This is a genomic window from Azospirillaceae bacterium, assembly GCA_028283825.1.
In the GTDB taxonomy this organism is placed as follows: domain Bacteria; phylum Pseudomonadota; class Alphaproteobacteria; order Azospirillales; family Azospirillaceae; genus Nitrospirillum.
In genome coordinates this window covers 100,421-118,784 of record JAPWJW010000005.1, presented here as the reverse complement: position 1 = coordinate 118,784, position 18,364 = coordinate 100,421, and the positions used below count along the sequence as shown (strand labels likewise).

General features: G+C 67.0%; 13 protein-coding genes and 1 tRNA gene. 10 read left to right on the top strand and 4 right to left on the bottom strand.

Annotated elements, in window-relative coordinates:
* Positions 1 to 220: 220 nt before the first annotated feature.
* Positions 221 to 1,327, bottom strand: a complete 1,107-nt coding sequence (locus tag PW843_27365) for a site-specific integrase (protein MDE1150286.1) — start codon at positions 1,325 to 1,327, stop codon at positions 221 to 223.
* Positions 1,328 to 1,409: 82 nt separating this feature from the next.
* Positions 1,410 to 1,485 (bottom strand) — tRNA-Glu (locus PW843_27360).
* A 547-nt stretch (positions 1,486 to 2,032) separates the two neighbouring features.
* Here PW843_27360 and PW843_27355 point away from each other — a divergent pair.
* The 6 genes from PW843_27355 (at position 2,033) to malQ (ending at position 13,656) form a co-directional block, all read left to right on the top strand.
* Entirely contained in the window at positions 2,033 to 4,447 is a 2,415-nt protein-coding gene (locus PW843_27355) for a glycogen/starch/alpha-glucan phosphorylase (protein ID MDE1150285.1), read from the top strand.
* A 5-nt stretch (positions 4,448 to 4,452) separates the two neighbouring features.
* A complete protein-coding gene (gene glgB, locus PW843_27350) occupies positions 4,453 to 6,669 on the top strand; it encodes a 1,4-alpha-glucan branching protein GlgB (GenBank protein ID MDE1150284.1) in 2,217 nt (738 codons plus the stop codon).
* A 123-nt stretch (positions 6,670 to 6,792) separates the two neighbouring features.
* On the top strand, positions 6,793 to 8,031 hold the full coding sequence (gene glgC / locus PW843_27345) for a glucose-1-phosphate adenylyltransferase (GenBank protein MDE1150283.1): 1,239 nt from the start codon (positions 6,793 to 6,795) through the stop codon (positions 8,029 to 8,031).
* A 12-nt stretch (positions 8,032 to 8,043) separates the two neighbouring features.
* The gene (gene glgA, locus PW843_27340; GenBank protein ID MDE1150282.1) at positions 8,044 to 9,480 is read left to right on the top strand and encodes a glycogen synthase GlgA; all 1,437 of its coding nucleotides are present in this window, start codon (positions 8,044 to 8,046) and stop codon (positions 9,478 to 9,480) included.
* Positions 9,477 to 11,852, top strand: a complete 2,376-nt coding sequence (gene glgX / locus PW843_27335; protein MDE1150281.1) for a glycogen debranching protein GlgX — start codon at positions 9,477 to 9,479, stop codon at positions 11,850 to 11,852. Before glgA ends, glgX begins: the two co-directional genes overlap by 4 nt.
* Positions 11,830 to 13,656, top strand: coding sequence for a 4-alpha-glucanotransferase (gene malQ / locus PW843_27330; GenBank protein MDE1150280.1), 1,827 nt, complete (start codon positions 11,830 to 11,832; stop codon positions 13,654 to 13,656). The genes glgX and malQ overlap by 23 nt, the downstream gene beginning before the upstream one ends.
* Positions 13,657 to 13,662: 6 nt before the next feature.
* Here the strand turns inward: malQ and PW843_27325 are convergent, their stop codons facing one another.
* Both PW843_27325 and PW843_27320 read right to left on the bottom strand, forming a co-directional pair.
* Positions 13,663 to 14,364 carry a class I SAM-dependent methyltransferase gene (locus PW843_27325; GenBank protein MDE1150279.1) on the bottom strand — a complete coding sequence of 234 codons (702 nt, stop codon included), beginning with the start codon at positions 14,362 to 14,364 and terminating at the stop codon, positions 13,663 to 13,665.
* A gap of 24 nt (positions 14,365 to 14,388) precedes the next feature.
* Positions 14,389 to 15,306: a helix-turn-helix transcriptional regulator gene (locus PW843_27320; GenBank protein MDE1150278.1), complete on the bottom strand. Its 918-nt coding sequence runs from the start codon at positions 15,304 to 15,306 to the stop codon at positions 14,389 to 14,391.
* A gap of 518 nt (positions 15,307 to 15,824) precedes the next feature.
* Here PW843_27320 and cysE point away from each other — a divergent pair.
* The 4 genes from cysE (at position 15,825) to PW843_27300 (ending at position 17,965) form a co-directional block, all read left to right on the top strand.
* Entirely contained in the window at positions 15,825 to 16,514 is a 690-nt protein-coding gene (gene cysE, locus PW843_27315) for a serine O-acetyltransferase (protein MDE1150277.1), read from the top strand.
* Between the two features lie 102 nt (positions 16,515 to 16,616).
* Positions 16,617 to 16,937, top strand: coding sequence for a BrnT family toxin (locus PW843_27310; protein ID MDE1150276.1), 321 nt, complete (start codon positions 16,617 to 16,619; stop codon positions 16,935 to 16,937).
* Complete coding sequence (locus tag PW843_27305) at positions 16,897 to 17,220, top strand: BrnA antitoxin family protein (GenBank protein MDE1150275.1); 324 nt, start codon at positions 16,897 to 16,899, stop codon at positions 17,218 to 17,220. Before PW843_27310 ends, PW843_27305 begins: the two co-directional genes overlap by 41 nt.
* A 295-nt stretch (positions 17,221 to 17,515) precedes the next feature.
* Positions 17,516 to 17,965, top strand: a complete 450-nt coding sequence (locus tag PW843_27300) for an Rrf2 family transcriptional regulator (GenBank protein ID MDE1150274.1) — start codon at positions 17,516 to 17,518, stop codon at positions 17,963 to 17,965.
* The last annotated feature ends 399 nt before the right edge of the window (positions 17,966 to 18,364 follow it).

The following is an 18,364-nucleotide window of genomic DNA, read 5'->3' as shown; positions in this document are numbered from 1 at the left end:
TCATTCCAAATAATTGGTTTGTGCAGACATAAAATACCCATTCATAGCCTCCGGGAGACTGGTAATTACCAGCCTCGCCTTTGGGCTGGAGTTTTTCCGCAGCCTGCTCGCCTGATCCGCAATCAGATGGACAGTTGAGGCGTCTGCGACGCCGGGCAGATTGATCGTGAACGATGGTTCGCTGCCCCCTATGGCGCAAACGACGCTATGCGCGTTTGCCTCAGGCCAGCCGTTGCGCCAGTTCCTCGGCGTCCGCGTGGTAATACCTGGCCAGCATCGATAGCGTCTTGTGGCCGGTCACCCGCATTAGCTCCAGGGGATTGGCGTAAATTTTGGCCAGCCGGCTGGTGGCCTCATGCCGCAGATCGTGGAACGTCAGATCCACGATGCCGACACGCTTCGCGATACGCCCGAAGGTCACCTTCAGCAGTGTCTGATCCTGGTCCACCACCCGTCCATTCTTTTGACCATGGGTGGGAAGAGAGCGGAGGGCCTCCACCGCCGCGGTGGACAGTGGTACCCTCCGGATTTCACCGTTCTTGGACCCATCGCCGGACAAGCCACGGACGGTCATGACGCGCTTCGCCAGATCGACGTCGCCCCAATCCAGCGCACAGATCTCACCCTGCCGTGCGGCCGTTTCCAGCGCCAGTTTGGCCATGGGCACCAGCCAGATGCCGTGCTTGCTGGCCGCCAGTCCCGCCATCAGGCGCTCCTCTTCGGAGGGGACGCGATGGGGTAGCTCAACCTCAGTGCCGGCATCCGGATCAAGCTGACGCTCAATCTCGACCTTCGCGGGCTGCAGGCGCCGTTCGCGCTTCCGGTCGGCGCCCTTGGGGCGGGCGGTCAGCTTCGCTTCGGCGGGATTGGACGGCAGGTGCATGCCCCATTCCCGCCGGCCATGGGCGATCGCCGTGGCGATCAGGTTGATGCGGCGCACGACGGTGGCGGGCGCGTAGTCGCAGGCCAGCATCCGGTCGCGATAGCTGGCGATGTCCTGGGGGGAAAGGCCGCTCAGGCGGCGCAGGCAGATTTCGTCATCCTCGACGACGATCAGATGGCCGGCTTCCTGCACGGCGCCGCGCTTGGCCGGCGTGACCTCTTCGCGGTAGCGGCGGAGCAGGGCCCCCAGGGTGGTGCTGTCGGCTTGGCTGTGGTCTACGAAGACCCTACGGTCCATGTCGGTCTCGACGGACTTTGCCCAGCGTTCGGCGTCCTTCTTCTTCTCGAAGGTCTTGGAGACGGGCTTGTGACCGACGCGTCGGACCTTGGCCTGGTAGCCGATGACCTGGCCTTCGCGATTCTCTCTGGGGGTGATGGTGGCCATGGCGGGCGGTCTCCTCGCAGTGTTCCGCGAGGTCAACTGTCCCGAAACTGTCCCGCAAAATCCAGCCAAATCGCTGGAAATGTGGCGTCCCCTAGGGGATTCGAACCCCTGTTACCGCCGTGAGAGGGCGGTGTCCTAGGCCTCTAGACGAAGGGGACGAGGCCGTGTCGTGGGGCGCTTATGTATGCGACCGGGGCGGGGTGGTCAAGCACTTATTTTGCAAAAATTTGAACCGCCCCGGGGCCGCCCTCTCGCGGCCCCGGAACCACCGGCCGGGCTTCACGGTTGCCTGATCGCCCCCCGTGAACCGGATGCCGCTCTGAAGCCCAAGGCAGGCGCGTGCCCGTCCTAAGCCACAGGCCCGATCCCTCGGCGGGCCCCTACTTTGGTTGTGTCGCGAAAGTTTGACATCCTAACCGTCACCCCTTGCAAAAGTTCGCCTTATCAAGGGGGTGACGCCGTGGGGCGGCGCGCTATCTGACTGGCACCAGTCATGGTTGTCGCGGCGCAACAGACATGCAAAGCTGGCGACAATCATCTAGTTTCGAAAGGATAGACAGCGTGAGTGATACCCCTGTCCCGGCCGTTCCTTCCGAAGCCCCTGGGGCACAAGCCCCCAAGCCCGCAGATGAAACCAAGGTGCTGCCGTCGGAAGTGGGCGCCGAACTGGCGCCGCCGGCGCTGGACGAACTGGACGGCGAGGCCATGCGGGCCGCCATCCTGGCCAAGCTGCGTTACGCCGTGGGCAAGAACCCCGAGGTGGCCAGCAAGCGCGACTGGTTCATCGCCACCACCCTGGCCGTCCGCGACCGTATTGTCGACCGCTGGATGGCGGCCACCCGCGCGACCTATGAGTCCAAGCGCAAGCGCGTCTACTACCTGTCGCTGGAATTCCTGATCGGCCGGCTGCTGGCCGACGCGCTGATGGAAACCGGCCTGACGGAACCGGTGCGCGAGGCGCTGGCCAGCCTGGGCGTGGACCTTGAGGATCTGCGGCAGATCGAGCCGGACGCGGCCTTGGGCAACGGCGGCCTGGGCCGCCTGGCCGCCTGCTTCATGGAAAGCATGGCGACGCTGCAGATCGCCGCCCACGGCTATGGCATCCGCTACGATCACGGCCTGTTCCGCCAAGGCATCAAGGACGGCTGGCAGCGCGAGTACCCGGAAAACTGGCTGACCTTCGGCAACCCATGGGAGTTCGAACGGCCGGAGGTGGACTATTCCATCGGCTTCGGCGGCCGGGTCGACACGGTGGACGTCAGCGAGGAGGTCACCCGCCACTTCTGGCGGCCGGAGGAGACGGTGGACGCCATCGCCTTCGACACCCCCGTCACCGGCTGGCGCGCCCGCCACGTCAACACCCTGCGCCTGTGGTCGGCCCGGGCGCCCGACGCCCTGCGCCTGGACGCCTTCAACCAGGGCGACCATGTCGGCGCGCTCGCCGCCCGCGTGCGGCTGGAGGCCATCTCCAAGGTGCTGTACCCCAGCGACGCCACCCCGGCCGGCCTGGAACTGCGCCTGCGCCAGGAATATTTCTTCGTCTCCGCCTCCCTCCAGGACATCATCCGCCGGCACAAGCAGCACCATGGCGACCTGCGCCTGCTGCCCGACAAGGTCGCCATCCAGCTGAACGACACGCACCCGGCCATCGCCATCGCCGAGCTGATGCGGGTGCTGATCGACCTGAACGATTTCGGCTGGGACGAGGCGTGGGAGATCACCACGGCCGTCTTCTCCTACACCAACCACACCCTGCTGCCGGAGGCGCTGGAAACCTGGCCGGTGCCCCTGATGGAGCGCCTGCTGCCCCGGCACATGCAGATCATCTACATCATCAACGCCCTGCACCTGGACCTGGTGCGGTCGCGCGGCGAGCATGACGGCGGCGTGCTGTCGGAACTGTCGCTGATCGAGGAGGGCCAGGGCCGCAAGGTGCGCATGGGCAACCTGGCCTTCATCGGGTCGCACAAGATCAACGGCGTCTCCGCCCTGCATTCCGACCTGGTGCAGCGCACGCTGTTCTATCAGCTGAACCGCTTCTATCCCGACCGCATCGTCAACAAGACCAACGGCATCACCTTCCGCCGCTGGCTGTTCGAGGCCAACCCCGGCCTGACCCAGCTGCTGGTGGAATGCTGTGGGCCGAAGGTGATGGACGACCCCATGGCCCTGGCGGAGTTCGAGAAGTTCGCCGGTGACGCCGGCGTGGTCGAGCGCTTCCAGGCCATCCGCCGCGCCAAGAAGGTGGAGCTGGCCGACCTGATCCGCAAGCGGCTGGACGTGTCGGTCAGCCCCGACGCCCTGTTCGACGTGCAGATCAAGCGCATCCATGAATACAAGCGCCAGCTGCTGAACATCCTGGAGATCGTGGCGCTGTACGACGCCATCCGCGCCAACCCCGGCGGCAACTGGGTGCCGCGCGTCAAGATCTTCGCCGGCAAGGCGGCCGCCAGCTATCACCAGGCCAAGCTGATCATCAAGCTGGCCAACGACGTGGCCCGCCTGGTCAACCGCGACCCGGCCGTGCGCCGCCTGCTGAAGGTGGTGTTCCTGCCCAACTACAACGTCAGCCTGGCGGAGGCCATCATCCCGGCGGCCGACCTGTCGGAACAGATCTCCACCGCCGGCATGGAGGCGTCGGGCACCGGCAACATGAAGCTGGCGCTGAACGGCGCGCTGACCATCGGCACGCTGGACGGCGCCAATGTCGAGATCAAGGAGCATGTCGGCGACGACAACATCTTCATCTTCGGCCTGACCACCGAACAGGTGGAGGAGCGGCGGCGCCAGGGCATCGACATGACCGACATCATCGCCGCCTCCCCCATGCTGGAGGAGGTGCTGGACGCCATCGGTTCCGGCGTGTTCTCCCCCGGCGAGACCGGCCGCTTCGGCGATCTGGTGAACGCCGTGCGCCATCACGACTACTTCCTGGTGGCGCCCGATTTCGACGCCTATTACGCCACCCAGCGCGCCATCGACGCCCGCTGGCGCGACACCGCCGGCTGGTGGCGGTCCGCCATCACCAACACCGCGCGCATGGGTTTCTTCTCCTCCGACCGGGCCATCGCCGAGTACGCGACCGACATCTGGGGCCTGCCGGCCCCGAAGGTCGGTTGATCTTAATGGCCAAGAAAAGCGCATCCGCCTGGACCGCCAGACCTGAGGACATCGACGCCCTGCTGGGCGCCCGGCATGATGATCCCTTCGGCGTGCTGGGCCTGCACGCCCAGGGGGAGCGGGGCAGCGTCATCCGCGCCTTCGTCCCGGGTGCCGAAACGGTGGAGGCGGTCGAGACGGACGGCACCGTCATCGCCGCCCTCACCCGCGTGCACGACGGCGGCCTGTTCGAGGGCAAGACCCGGCGCGGCCGGCGTTTCCGCTATCGCCTGCGCGCCGCCAATTCCGGCGGGGTGTGGGAGTTCGACGACCCCTACGGCTTCGGCCCCATCCTGGGTCCCACGGACGACTACCTGTTCGCCGAGGGCACCCACAAACAGCTGTATGAGAAGCTGGGCGCCCACCCGAAAAGCCACGAGGGTGCGGCCGGCGTGCACTTCGCCGTCTGGGCGCCCAACGCCCGCCGGGTGTCGGTGGTGGGCGATTTCAACCGCTGGGACGGCCGCCGCCACCAGATGCGCCGGCGCGCCGACAGCGGGGTGTGGGAGATTTTCGCCCCGGCCCTAAGCGAAGGGGCGATCTACAAGTATGAGATCGTGGGGCCGGACGACACCGTGCTGCCGCTGAAGGCCGACCCCTTCGGCTTCGCCAGTGAACTGCGCCCGTCCACCGCCAGCGTGGTGGCCCGCACAGACAATTTCCCCTGGGCCGACGACGCCCACATGGCGCACCTGAAGACCATGGACGCGCGCCGGTCGCCCATCAGCATCTATGAGGTGCACTTGGGCTCGTGGCGGCGGGGCGACGGCGGCCGTTACCTGACCTGGGACGAGCTGGCGGACCAGCTGGTGCCCTATGCCGCCGACATGGGTTTCACCCATTTGGAATTCCTGCCGGTTTCGGAATTCCCCTTCGACCCGTCGTGGGGTTACCAGCCCATCGGCCTGTTCGCGCCCACCGCGCGCTTCGGGTCGCCCGACGGTTTCGCCCGGCTGGTGGACCGCGCCCACCGCGCCGGCCTGGGCGTTCTGTTGGACTGGGTCCCGGCGCATTTCCCCACCGACGTGCACGGCCTGGCGCATTTCGACGGCACGGCCCTGTACGAACACCAGGACCCGCGCCAGGGCTTCCACCCCGACTGGAAGACCGCCATCTATAATTTCGGCCGGCGCGAGGTGGTGAACTACCTGGCGGCCAACGCCCTCTACTGGATCGACCGCTACCACATCGACGGGCTGCGCGTGGATGCCGTCGCCTCCATGCTCTACCTCGATTATTCGCGCAAAGATGGGGAGTGGATCCCCAACCGGGAGGGCGGCAACCAGAATTTGGAGGCCGTTTCCTTCCTGCAGACCATCAACAAACTGGTCTACGGCGAACATCCCGGATCGATGACGGTGGCGGAGGAGTCGACGTCCTGGCCCGGCGTGTCGCAGCCGACCTATAGCGGCGGCCTGGGTTTCGGCTTCAAATGGAACATGGGCTGGATGCACGACACCCTGGAATACATTTCCAAGGAGCCGGTGCACCGCAAATGGCACCACGACAAGCTGACCTTCGGCCTGCTGTACGCCTTCTCGGAAAACTTCGTCCTGCCGCTCAGCCATGACGAGGTGGTCTACGGCAAGCGGTCCATCATCGAGAAGATACCGGGCGACGACTGGCAGAAGTTCGCCACCGCGCGGGCCTACTACGCCTTCATGTGGGCGCACCCGGGCAAGAAGCTGCTGTTCATGGGGCAGGAGTTCGGCCAGCGCGCCGAGTGGAATTTCGAACAGAGCCTGGACTGGCACCTGCTGGGCTATCCCCTGCACGAGGGCCTACGCCACCTGGTCCGCGACCTGAATTTCGGCTACCGCCGGGAACGCGCGCTGTATGAAGCGGATTGTAGTCCCGAGGGTTTCCGCTGGATCGTCGCCGACGACCGCGAGCAGTCGGTGTTCGCCTTCCTGCGCTTCGGCGGCGATGGTGCCCGGCCGGTGGCGGTGCTGTGCAACTTCACGCCCGTGCCGCGCGCCGACTACCGCATCGGCCTGCCGGCGGCGGGCCGCTGGGTCGAGATACTGAACACGGACGCGGCCGGTTATGGCGGGTCCGGCACGGGCAACCTGGGTGCGGTGACCGCCCACGGGCAGCCCCTGCACGGCCTGCCGGCATCCGCCGCGGTCACCCTGCCGCCCTTGGCCGCCGTCTGGCTGGCCCTTGATACACATCAGGATTGAAGGCCTGGAATGACGATACAAATACAGGGCGGCACCGTGTCCGCCCTCAGGGAGGTAGCGACCGTGACCAGATCCGTCAGCCGGACCCCCCGGGCCCGTGAAGCGTTCACCGGCAAGGGCCCGCTGGCCCGCCACGCCATGGCCTATGTCCTGGCCGGCGGGCGCGGCTCACGCCTGATGGAACTGACCGACCGGCGGGCCAAGCCCGCCGTCTATTTCGGCGGCAAGACCCGCATCATCGACTTCGCCCTGTCCAACGCGCTGAATTCCGGCATCCGCCGCATCGGTGTCGCGACGCAATACAAGGCGCACAGCCTGATCCGCCATCTGCAGCACGGCTGGAACTTCTTCCGCCCCGAACGCAATGAAAGCTTCGACATCCTGCCCGCCTCGCAACGGGTATCGGAGGACCATTGGTATGAGGGCACGGCCGACGCTGTCTACCAGAACATCGATATCATCCAGGATTACGAGCCGCGCTACATGGTCATCCTGGCCGGCGACCACATCTACAAGATGGACTACGAGTTGATGTTGCAGCAGCACGTCGACAGTGGCGCCGACGTCACCATTGGCTGTCTTGAGGTCAGTAAGGATGAGGCCAAAAGTTTCGGCGTGATGCATGTGGATGAGCAGGACCGCATCATCTCCTTCGTTGAGAAGCCCAAGGACCCACCCACCATGCCGGGGTCGGCCGACCGCTGCCTGGCCTCCATGGGCATCTACGTCTTCAGCACCGAGTTCCTGTTCGACCAGTTGCGGCGCGACGCGGCGGAGCCGGACAGCTCCCGCGATTTCGGCAAGGACATCATCCCCTACATCGTGCGCAACGGGAAGGCGGTGGCCCACCACTTCTCCCGCTCCTGCGTGCGCTCCACCCTGGAGACGCAGCCCTATTGGCGCGACGTCGGCACGGTGGACGCCTATGCCGAGGCCAACCTGGACCTGACCGACCTGGTGCCGGACCTGGACCTCTACGACAACAACTGGCCGATCTGGACCTACAGCGAGATCACGCCGCCCGCCAAGTTCGTGCATGACGAGGAAGGGCGGCGCGGCCAGGCCATCTCTTCCCTGGTGTCGGGCGGCTGCATCGTGTCGGGCGCCAGCCTGAAGCGATCACTGCTGTTCACCGGCGTGCGCGTCAATTCCTTCTCCTCGCTGGAGAACGCGGTGCTGCTGCCCTATGTCGACATCGCCCGGTCGGCCCGGCTGACCAACGTGGTGGTCGATCGCGGCGTGCAGATCCCCACCGGCCTGGTGGTGGGCGAGGATCCGGAGGACGACGCCCGCCGCTTCCGCCGCAGCGCCAACGGCGTCTGCCTGATCACCCAAGCCATGATCGACCGCCTGAAGGATTGATGCCTCATGCCTATCTCCGTGCTCTCGGTCGCGTCGGAAGTGTTTCCCCTGATCAAGACCGGGGGCTTGGCGGATGTGGTGGGGGCCCTGCCGGGGGCGTTGGCGGCCGAGGACGTGGCCGTCACCACCATGGTGCCGGGATATCCCGCCGTGATGTCCGCCTTGGAGAATGGGCGCGAGGTCCACGCCTTTGGCGAGCTGTTCGGCGGCCCGGCGCGGCTGATCGCCGGCACGGCCCAGGGGCTGGACCTGATCGTGGTGGACGCACCCCACCTCTACGCCCGGGCGGGCAACCCCTATCTGGGGCCGGACGGGCGCGACTGGTCGGACAACGCCCTGCGCTTCGCCGCCTTGTCGCGCGCGGCGGCGGAGGTCGGCCTGGGCCGGGGCGGCGTGCCCCGCCCCGACATCGTCCACGCCCACGACTGGCAGACCGGCCTGGCGCCGGCCTACATGGTGTATGACCAGTGGGTGCAGACACCGTCCGTCATGACAGTGCACAACCTGGCCTTCCAGGGCCAGTTCGAGGCCACGCTGCTGCACCGCCTGGGCCTGCCGCCGCATTCCTTCGGCATGGACGGCGTCGAGTATTACGGCGGCATCGGTTACCTGAAGGCCGGCCTGCAACTGGCCAACCGCATCACCACCGTCTCCCCCACCTACGCGCAGGAGATCCGGGGGCCGGAGGCCGGCATGGGCCTGGACGGCCTGCTGCGCGCCCGCGCCGCCGACGTGTCGGGCATCATCAACGGTGTCGACACCACCATCTGGGATCCGGCCAACGACCCCTTCCTGCCCGCCCCCTTCTCTTCCCGGCACCTCAAGGGCCGGGCGGCGGCCAAGGCGACGCTGCAGCAACGTTTCGGCCTGGCCGAGGATCCGGACGCCCTGGTGTTCGGCGTGGTCAGCCGCCTGTCCTGGCAGAAGGGCCTGGATCTGCTGCTGGAGGCCATCCCCACCCTGATCGCCGCCGGCGGCCAGCTGGTGCTGCTGGGGGCCGGCGACCAGGTGCTGGAGCGCGGCTACCGCAACGCCGCCGCCGCCCATCCCGGCCGCATCGGCTGTGTCATCGGCTATGACGAACCGCTGGCCCATCTGATCCAGGCGGGGGCGGAAGCCCTGATCGTGCCCTCGCGGTTCGAACCCTGTGGCCTGACCCAGCTGTACGCCCTGCGCTACGGCGCCATCCCCGTCGTCTCCAGCGTCGGCGGCCTGGCCGACACGGTGATCGACGCCAATGAGATGGCGATCGCAGCCGGCGTGGGTACCGGCGTGCGCTTCCAGCCCACCAGCACCCTGGCGCTGGAGGGGGCGATCCAGCGCACGTCGGCCCTGTACGCCGACCATGCCGCCTGGAAGCGCCTGCGCCGCAACGCCATGGCGACCGACGTGTCCTGGACCATCCCGGCGCGCCGCTACGCCGCCCTGTACCGCGACCTGTTGTCGTGAGTGATCTGCCCGGCAGCCCCGAACCCCTGGGCGTCACACTGACGGCCGATGGCGTCAACGTGGCGGTCCATTCCGCCCATGCGACAGCCATCGAGTTCTGCCTGTTCGATGGCGAGACCGAGGTGGCGCGCCTGCCGTTGGTGGAGCGGACGGGCGACGTCTTCCATGGTTTCATCAGGGGCATCAAGGCGGGGCAGCGCTACGGCCTGCGGGCCCATGGGCCGTTCGATCCCGGCGCCGGCCATCGCTTCAACCCGGCCAAGCTGCTGCTGGACCCGTACGCCACCAAATTGGACGCCGCGTTCACCCTGCACGCCAGCCAGTTCAGCCACCGCCTGGGCGACCCGGACGCGGACCTGACGGCCGACCAGGTGGACAGCGCCCCCTTCGTGCCCAAGGCGGTGGTGGAGCCCCATTTCGATCCCGGCCCGGTGGCGCGGCCCCGCGTGCCCTGGGACCAGACCGTCATCTATGAATGCCACCCCAAGGGTTTCACCGCCCTGCATCCGGACGTGCCGGAGGATATCCGCGGCACCTTCGCGGGGCTCGCCCACCCGGCGGCGGTGGATTACCTGAAACGCCTGGGCGTCACCACGCTGGAGATCCTGCCGGCCATGGCCTGGGTGGATGAGCGCCATCTGGGCCCCCTGAACCTCAGCAACGCCTGGGGCTACAACCCCATCGCCTTCTGCGCGCCCGACCCGCGCCTGGCCCCCGGCGGCTGGGCGGAGGTGCGCGGCGCCGTAGCCGCCCTGCACGCCGCCGGCATCGAGGTGATCCTGGACGTGGTGCTGAACCATTCCGGCGAGTCCGACGAGCTGGGCCCCACCCTCAGCCTGCGCGGCCTGGACAATGAGCGTTACTACCGCCTGCGGCCCGACAACCGGCGCTACAACGTCAACGACACCGGCTGCGGCAACACCCTGCCGGTGGACCGGCCGGCCATGATGCGCCTGGCGCTGGACGCCCTGCGCCTCTGGGCCACCCGCGCCGGGCTGGACGGCTTCCGCTTCGACCTGGCGGCCACCCTGGGCCGGACCGACAGCGGCTTCGACCCGGCCAGCCCCTTCCTGTCGGCGCTGCGCCAGGATCCGCTGTTGCGCGACCTGAAACTGATCGCGGAGCCGTGGGACATCGGCCCCGGCGGCTACCACCCCGGCGATTTCCCCGCCGGCTGGGGTGAATGGAACGACCGCTTCCGCGATGACATCCGCCATTTCTGGCGCGGTGATGGCGGCAAGCTGGGCGCGCTGGCCACGCGGCTGGCGGGGTCCGCCGATCTGTTCCATGCCAAGCGCCGGCCATCGCGCAGCGTCAACTTCATCGTCGCCCATGACGGCTTCAGCCTGGCGGACCTGGTCACCTATCAGGCCAAGCATAATGAGGCCAACGGCGAGGACAACCGCGACGGCACCAACGACAACGCCAGCTGGAACCACGGGGTGGAGGGGCCGAGCGATGACCCGGGCGTCATCAATGCCCGCCGCCACGACCAGCGCGCCCTGATCGCCACGCTGCTGGTGGCGCGCGGCACGCCCATGCTGGGCATGGGGGCAGAGGCGGGACGCAGCCAGGACGGCAACAACAACGCCTACGCCCAGGACAACCGCCTGAACTGGCTGGACCACGGCGCCATCGATACCGGCCTGTACGACTTCACCCGCAGCACCATCGCCCTGCGCCAAGCCCACCCCGCCCTGCGCGGTGATCGTTTCCTGACCGGCGATGTCGATGCTGACGGCGTGCCCGACGTGGAATGGCTCCGCGCCGACGGCCAGGTCCTGACCGGCGACGACTGGAGCCAGGACGGCCCCCTGGTCGCGGTGTTCGCCAGCCCTGCCGGCGAGGGCGCCACCGACCGCGTGGCCGTCATCCTGAACCGGGGATGGCAGGAACAGCGTATCACCCCACCCTGGAACCGCGCCGGCCATAGCTGGCAGGTGGCGTTGGACAGCGGCGGGGAGGACGAAAAGGAACCGGCACCCGTCGGCGACGCCCTGACCATCGGACCGCGCAGCGTGGTCGTGCTGGCGGAACGGGCGGATGACGAAGGCCGGCGGCAGGCGCCGCCCACGGCCGACCTGCTGGACCGCTATGCCCGCGCCGCCGGCATCGCACCCGACTGGTGGGATGAGATGGGCGGGCATCACCCCGTACCGGACGACAGCAAGCGCGCCCTGCTGGGCGCCATGGGCCTGGACGCGGGCACCCTGGGCGCCGTGCGCGACGGGCTGGAGCGGCTGTCGCGGGAGGGCCCCTTCCGCCCCCTGCCCCGCACGGTGGTGGGAACGGCGGTAACAGCCCCTCCGCCTGGCCGTGCCGGCGGCGGGCGGCAACGCCTTGGACCTGGTGCTGCACCTGGAGAGTGGTGAGACGACGGAGTTCAAGGCGGCGCTGGACGGCCGCCGCCTGCCCTTCACCGCGCCGGACGGGCGGCGCGGTGCATCGGTCGAGATCGTCATCGCCGGCCTGCCAGCCGGTATTCACCGCCTGAGCCTGGCCGGCAGGCCGGAGATGGCCACGACCCTGGTGGTGGCGCCTTCCCGTGCCTTCCAACCCCCAGCCTTGGCGGACAGACGGCGTTTCGGCATCGGCGCCCATCTCTATGCCGTGCGCCGGGACGGCGACCAGGGAACGGGCGACTTCACTACCCTGGCACAACTGGGCGCCGGGGCCGGCGCCTTGGGCGCGGTGACCGTCGGCATCAACCCGCTGCACGCCCTGTTCGGCAATGATCGGGAGCGCGCCAGCCCCTATCACCCCTCCGACCGGCGGTTCCTGGACCCGATCTATATCGACGCCACCGCCTTGGGCGATGCCGATCCGGCAGGCGCCGCCGCCGGCCTGCTGGCCCAGGAGGCGGCGGCGATGGCGCGGCTGTCGGCCTTGCGCGCCATCGACTACCCGGCAGTGTGGGCCCTGAAGCGGCAGGCTTTGGCCGCCGCCTTCGCCGGTTTCCAGGACCTGGCCCGGCGCCAACCCGACCACGCGGCCGTGCGGGATCTGGCCACCTTCCGCCAGGCGGGCGGCGCCAGCCTGGAACGCTTCGCCCGGTTCGAAGTGCTGGCCGACACCCACGCCGGGCCGTGGAGCGCCTGGCCGGAAGCGGCGCGCACGCCAGACGCCGCCGTCGCGGCACCAGAGGCCGACTTCCACATCTGGCTGCAATGGACGGCCGACCGGCAGTTGGCCGCCGCCGACCGGGCCGCGCGCGAGGGTGGCCTGGGCCTGGGTTTCTACCGCGACCTGGCGGTGGGGGCGGCCCCCGACGGGGCGGAAACCTGGGGGGCGCCGGGCGCCTTCGCCCTGGGCGCCTCCATCGGCGCGCCGCCGGACCTGTTCTCGGCGCAAGGCCAGGTGTGGAACCTGCCGCCCCCCAACCCCTTGGTGCAGGAGGCCAGCGCCGGCGCCGATTTCGCTGAGTTGCTGGCGGCCAACATGCGCCATGCCGGCATGATCCGCATCGACCATGTCATGGGCTTGCGGCGCCTGTTCTGGGTGCCCAACGGCGCCTCGGGCCGCGACGGCGCCTATGTCCAGGCGCCGTTCGAGCTGCTGCTGGCCCGCACGCTGCTGGAAAGCCACCGCGCCGGCGTGGCCGTGGTGGGGGAGGATCTGGGCACCGTGCCCGAAGGTTTCCGCGAGCGGCTGGCCGACGCCGGCATGCTGTCCTATCGCGTGCTGTGGTTCGAGCGTGAGGGCGAACGCGTCCGCGACCCGGCACGCTGGCCCGCCAACGCCGCGGCCTGCGTCTCCACCCACGACCTGCCCACCCTGGCCGGCTGGTGGACCGGCGCCGACATCGCGGAAAAACGCAGCCTGGGCCTGCTGGATGAGGTGGCGGAAACCGCCGCCCGCACCAATCGGCAGGAGGAGAAGCGCGGCCTGCTGGACCAGCTGGTCGGTGCCGGCCTGCTGAGCGAGATCGGCCCGCTGGATGGCGAGATGGATGATTCCGTCGCCGCCGCCATCCACGCCTTCGTGGCGGCCGCCCCATCGACCCTGATGCTGGCCCAGGCCGACGACCTGGCCGGCGAGGCCGAGGCCGTGAACCTGCCCGGCACGGACCGGGAGCGGCCCAACTGGCGCCGCCGCCTGATCCCGGATGTGGCGGCGATGCTGGCCACGGAGCGCAGCCGCGCCATCCTCAACGCCGTAGCCCGGGACCGGGCGTAAGACCCCTTACCCCGTCTTCAGCGTGAACTCGTTGCCGCGCCAGTTATCAAAGGGCAGCGGCAGGGAGAGATAGCCGTTGCGGGGATCGCGCACATGATCGATGTAGCCGGGCGCCTGCGCGAAGGCGTTCTCACCGATGATCAGCGCGCCGGGCTTCAGGTGCGGTTCCAGCAGTTTCAGGATGGGCAGGTACAGGGTGAAGGCCCCATCCAGCATCACCATGTCGATGTCGCCGCCGATGCCGTCCTTCAGGGTTTCGCGCGCGTCGCCCACCCGGATTTCCACCAGGTCGGCCAGGCCGGCGGCGGCCAGGTTCGCCCGCGCCCGCACCGCCTTGGTCGGCTCCAGATCCGTGCCGATCAGTTGGCCGCCGCCCATGTCGCGCAGCGCCGCCGCCAGGTAGATGGCGGAGATGCCCATGGAGGATCCGAACTCCACAATGCGCGTGGCCTTGCAGGCACGGGCGCACATGTAGAGGAAACGCCCGAATTCCGGCGAGACGGTCAGGAAATTGCCGGCCAGGCCATGGTATAGCCCGGCCAGGTCCCGGGTTTCGGCCTCGATGAACTGGCTGATCATGCGGTCCGGATCGTCCATGACATCGCCATGGGCCTGCGCCAGGGCGGCGTCGGTCGCCTCCGCCTCTTCATGCAGCCGTTTCAGGGTGTCCGCCACCAGGCCGCTGCTGAGTGTATCCACGTTTCCCATTCCTTGCCAAAACCCGCCGGCGCATCAGGCGCGGCGTCGGGGGCAGGATAGGGAACGCGGCACCTGACCACATTCCGCAAGCGGGACAATATATTGCCATATCCGGTCAATCGATCGGACTTTAGGCCGCGACGCGGCGTTCCGCCAGATAGCGGGCGGGCGGTTTGCCCAGGGCCTTGCGGAACATGGTGACGAAGGCGCTGGCGCCCTCATACCCCAGCTCAAACGCCACCGCCTGGACCGACGCCCCTGGGCTAGGCGCTGCAGGGCGATCAGGATGTGCAGTTGCTGGCGCCAGCGGCCGAAACTCATGCCCGTTTCGCGCTGCAGGATGCGGGTCAGGGTGCGCGGCGCCACGGCCAGGCGCCGGGCCCAGTCCTCAATGGTGGCGCGGTCGGCGGGATCGGCCATCAGGGCGGCCGCGACCTTGCGCAGCTTGAGGTCCGCCGGCATGGGGAAGTTCAGCTTTTCCACCGGTGCTGCCGACAGCTGGTCCAGCAGCACGGTGGCGATGCGGCCGTCGGCGCCGTCGACGTCGTACAGCACCGGCATGCGTGCCACGTGCAGCAGCAGATGTTCCAGCAGGGGGGAGATCGACAGGGTGCAGCATTGCCTGGGCAGCGTGGGTGCAGCGTCCGGTTCCACGAACAGGCAATAGACCTCGACATCGCCGGCCATGGTCACGCTGTGGGCCACGCCGCCGGGTATCCACACGGCACAGCGCGGCGGCACGATCCAGACGCTCTGTGCCGCCTCGCACCGGACGATGCCACGCAGGGTCAGGACCAGTTGGGCCTTGCCGTGCACATGCACCGGCATCTCCAGCCCCTTGGTGACCATGTGGCCGCCGAAGACGGCGACGGCGCGGGCCACGGTCTCAGGATCGAAATCGCCATCCTCTTGGAGATCGGGATCGTCTTCATCGGGCTGGTAGAAGGGCATGGGGCGGGCCGACCGATCCGGAACAACTGACCGGATCTGACAATATCAGGCCATGATTGCGATTTCCAACACCCCGATGTCGGACGCACCCCGGCCCTGCACGGACCGAATTGGAAACATTTGAGAAGCTATGGGCAATATTTCGGCGATATGAGAGGGTGGCATCGGCCCGTGCGGCCACCCACATATGTCCGCGGGGGAACCTTGAGCACCGCTCAAGCGTTCGGCCCCGGATTGGGCCAAGTCGTTGAGCATTGCATGATTGCCGATGCCCGGCGGGTGGATTTATAGCTTCCAGGCAACAGCGCGTCGCTGTCGCGTGAGGTAGGGGACGGCGATGGTGGTGCTGGGCGGACGGCTGGCTTTGGTGCGTCGTGAGACAGCGGGGGCGCAGTTGACGGGTGACACGCTGTGGGACCGCATCCGGCAAGAGGCCGAGGACGGGCTGGCCGGGGCGCCCATGCTGGCGACCGCTGTTCCTTGATTCCATCATCAACCAGTCCTCCTTCGAATCCGCGGTGTTCCACCGCATCGCCTCGCGCCTGAAGAACGACGTGGTGTCCCAGGCGCTGATCGTGGACACCTTCAACCAGGCCTCGGCCGACGATCCGTCCATCGCCGCCGCCGTGCGCGCCGACATCGCCGCCGTGTCCGACCGCGACCCGGCGTGCGAACGGCTGATCGAGCCGGTGTTGTATTTCAAGGGCTTCCATTCCATCCAGACCCACCGGCTGGCCCACTGGCTGTGGCTGAACGGTGCCCGCGACTTCGCGCTGTACCTGCAAAGCCGCTCGTCAGAGGTGTTCCAGACCGACATCCATCCGGCCGCCACCTTCGGCCAGGGCGTCTTCCTGGACCACGCTACCGGCCTGGTGGTGGGTGAGACGGCGGTGGTGGGCGACGACGTGACCATGCTGCAGGACGTCACCCTGGGCGGCACCGGCAAAGAGGTGTGCGACCGCCACCCCAAGGTGCGCAAAGGAGCCCTGATCGGCGCCGGCGCCAAGATCCTGGGCAATATCGAGATCGGCGAATACACCCGCGTCGCCTCCGGCTCCGTCGTGCTGCGCTCGACCGAGCCCTATTCCACCGTGGCCGGCATCCCGGCCAAGGTGGTGAAGGTGGATGACGGCAACCGGGCGCCGACCAAGCAGCTGGACCAGACGCTGAGCGACCTGTCCTACAACTCCTTCAACTACTCGATCTGACGGGGCGGTGGGCGCACACTGGCCTTCCAGCAAACCTGTCAAGTCGCCCCTCCCGGCAGGGCTTGAATTTTGCCTCATTTGTAGTTACATATTGGTCACTACATGGAGAGTTGGGTGGACTGGACGTGGGATCCTAAGAAAGCAGCCACGAACCTCAAGAAGCATCGCGTCAGCTTCAATACGGCAGCCCGCGCTCTTGAAGATCCTGACGCTTTAACGGACCCGGACGATCACCCGGATGGGGATCGCTTCGATACGATATGCAGTCTGGCCCAGGTGGCAGGGGTGACCTTATTCGTGGTCCACACATTGCCCAGCGACAGTAATGAACCTGGACGAATAATCAGCGCCCGCAAAGCCACGCCACGCGAGAGAGCACAATATGAGCGACAAGCGCAAATCAGCGGCCCCCATCAACACTAAAGCCCGCTTGGTGGTGCCCGGCAACAAGGCCGAGTTGGATCATGATGAAATCGCGGCCCTGGCGGCGATGCCGGACGATCAAATCGACCTGACGGACATGCCCGAGAAAACTGATTGGAGCCATGCCAAGCGTGGCATGATGTTTCGACCGATCAAGACGCAGTTGACCCTACGTCTTGATGCGGATCTGATTGCCTGGTTTCGCGCCCATCCCAGAGGGAGAGGCTATCAGACCCGCATTAATCAGGCGCTGAGAGAATACATGAATGCTCACGATAAATAACGTCCCAGCGTGGGGGGCGATGGTCTTGTTTCATCCCGCGTGACGATACGAAGCCTTAGTACATGCCCCATGCGTTATTCGAATATAAATGACAATATATCCACTGATCGACGCCGTCCCCCGGCCATGGGCGCGGCCTATCCCGGCTTTCCGCTGTCGGCGCATCCCCCAAAACTCTTTTACGCCGATTGAAAATTAGTCTATTTAGCCTACTTTCTAAATCGCCTGCCCTGGCCGGGCCCTTGGCCTCACGCTTGCCAAGCCGGCGTCCGCCTTGAAGACTTAGAAGACCTATATGTTATCCAATAAAGCGAAATACGGTCTTAAAGCCTTAATTTACTTGGCGGAAAACGCGGACGGCCCCGCCTCCCTCATTTCGGACATCGCCGAAAAGAACCAGCTGCCCAAGAAATTCCTGGACGCCATCCTGCTGGAATTGCGCAAGCACGGCATCCTGAATTCCAAGAAGGGCCCCGGCGGCGGTTATTCCCTGGCGCGGCCGGCCAACACCATCATGGTCGGCCAGGTCATCCGCATCCTGGACGGCCCCATCGCCCCCATCGCCTGCGCCAGCCGGGGGTCGTTCAAGCCCTGCGAGGATTGTACGGATGTGCGAAACTGCGCCATCCGGGCCGTGATGCTGGACGTGCGCGACGCCATGGCGGACATCCTGGACCAAACAAGCATCGCTGATATGCAGCGCAAGTCGGACGATCGCGAATTCGTGCTGATGTACGACATCTAGGCCGCCACCGCCGCCCGGCCGCCCCTTGCTAGCCGTCTGTTATTCCAGGGAATCCTTTTAGATAAGATTCATTCGCGCGAATTGCAACACTCGCGAAGGTTTAACGCGTTTATATTTAACATTATAATATAGTTATTAATTCAAAATTGACTCTCAATCTGTGGATTGTGAATATTTATCCATAATTTCACGTGTTGAATTGGGGGAAAGGTTGAACGGCTACATCCTTGCGGGCATCCCCGCCCCCTGCCCCGATCCATATCCGGTCCCCCGATGGGAAGGCCTGGACGGCACCGGCCACCGATGTCGGGCCCGCCGGACCGCGCGACGTGCGGCCCACTTCTCCCGCCCAGCCGACCGACAGCGCCGTTTGAGCGCCCCTTTCCCGCGGTGACCGTT

What these genes read in the sequence shown, in the direction of transcription:
- PW843_27310 (MDE1150276.1), top strand. Translation starts at nt 16,617, where the DNA reads ATGGAGAGTTGGGTGGACTGGACGTGGGATCCTAAGAAAGCAGCCACG.
- PW843_27320 (MDE1150278.1), bottom strand. Translation starts at nt 15,306, where the DNA reads ATGCCCTTCTACCAGCCCGATGAAGACGATCCCGATCTCCAAGAGGAT.
- PW843_27365 (MDE1150286.1), bottom strand. Translation starts at nt 1,327, where the DNA reads ATGGCCACCATCACCCCCAGAGAGAATCGCGAAGGCCAGGTCATCGGC.
- PW843_27355 (MDE1150285.1), top strand. Translation starts at nt 2,033, where the DNA reads ATGCGGGCCGCCATCCTGGCCAAGCTGCGTTACGCCGTGGGCAAGAAC.
- PW843_27325 (MDE1150279.1), bottom strand. Translation starts at nt 14,364, where the DNA reads ATGGGAAACGTGGATACACTCAGCAGCGGCCTGGTGGCGGACACCCTG.
- PW843_27300 (MDE1150274.1), top strand. Translation starts at nt 17,516, where the DNA reads ATGTTATCCAATAAAGCGAAATACGGTCTTAAAGCCTTAATTTACTTG.
- glgB (MDE1150284.1), top strand. Translation starts at nt 4,453, where the DNA reads ATGGCCAAGAAAAGCGCATCCGCCTGGACCGCCAGACCTGAGGACATC.
- PW843_27305 (MDE1150275.1), top strand. Translation starts at nt 16,897, where the DNA reads ATGAGCGACAAGCGCAAATCAGCGGCCCCCATCAACACTAAAGCCCGC.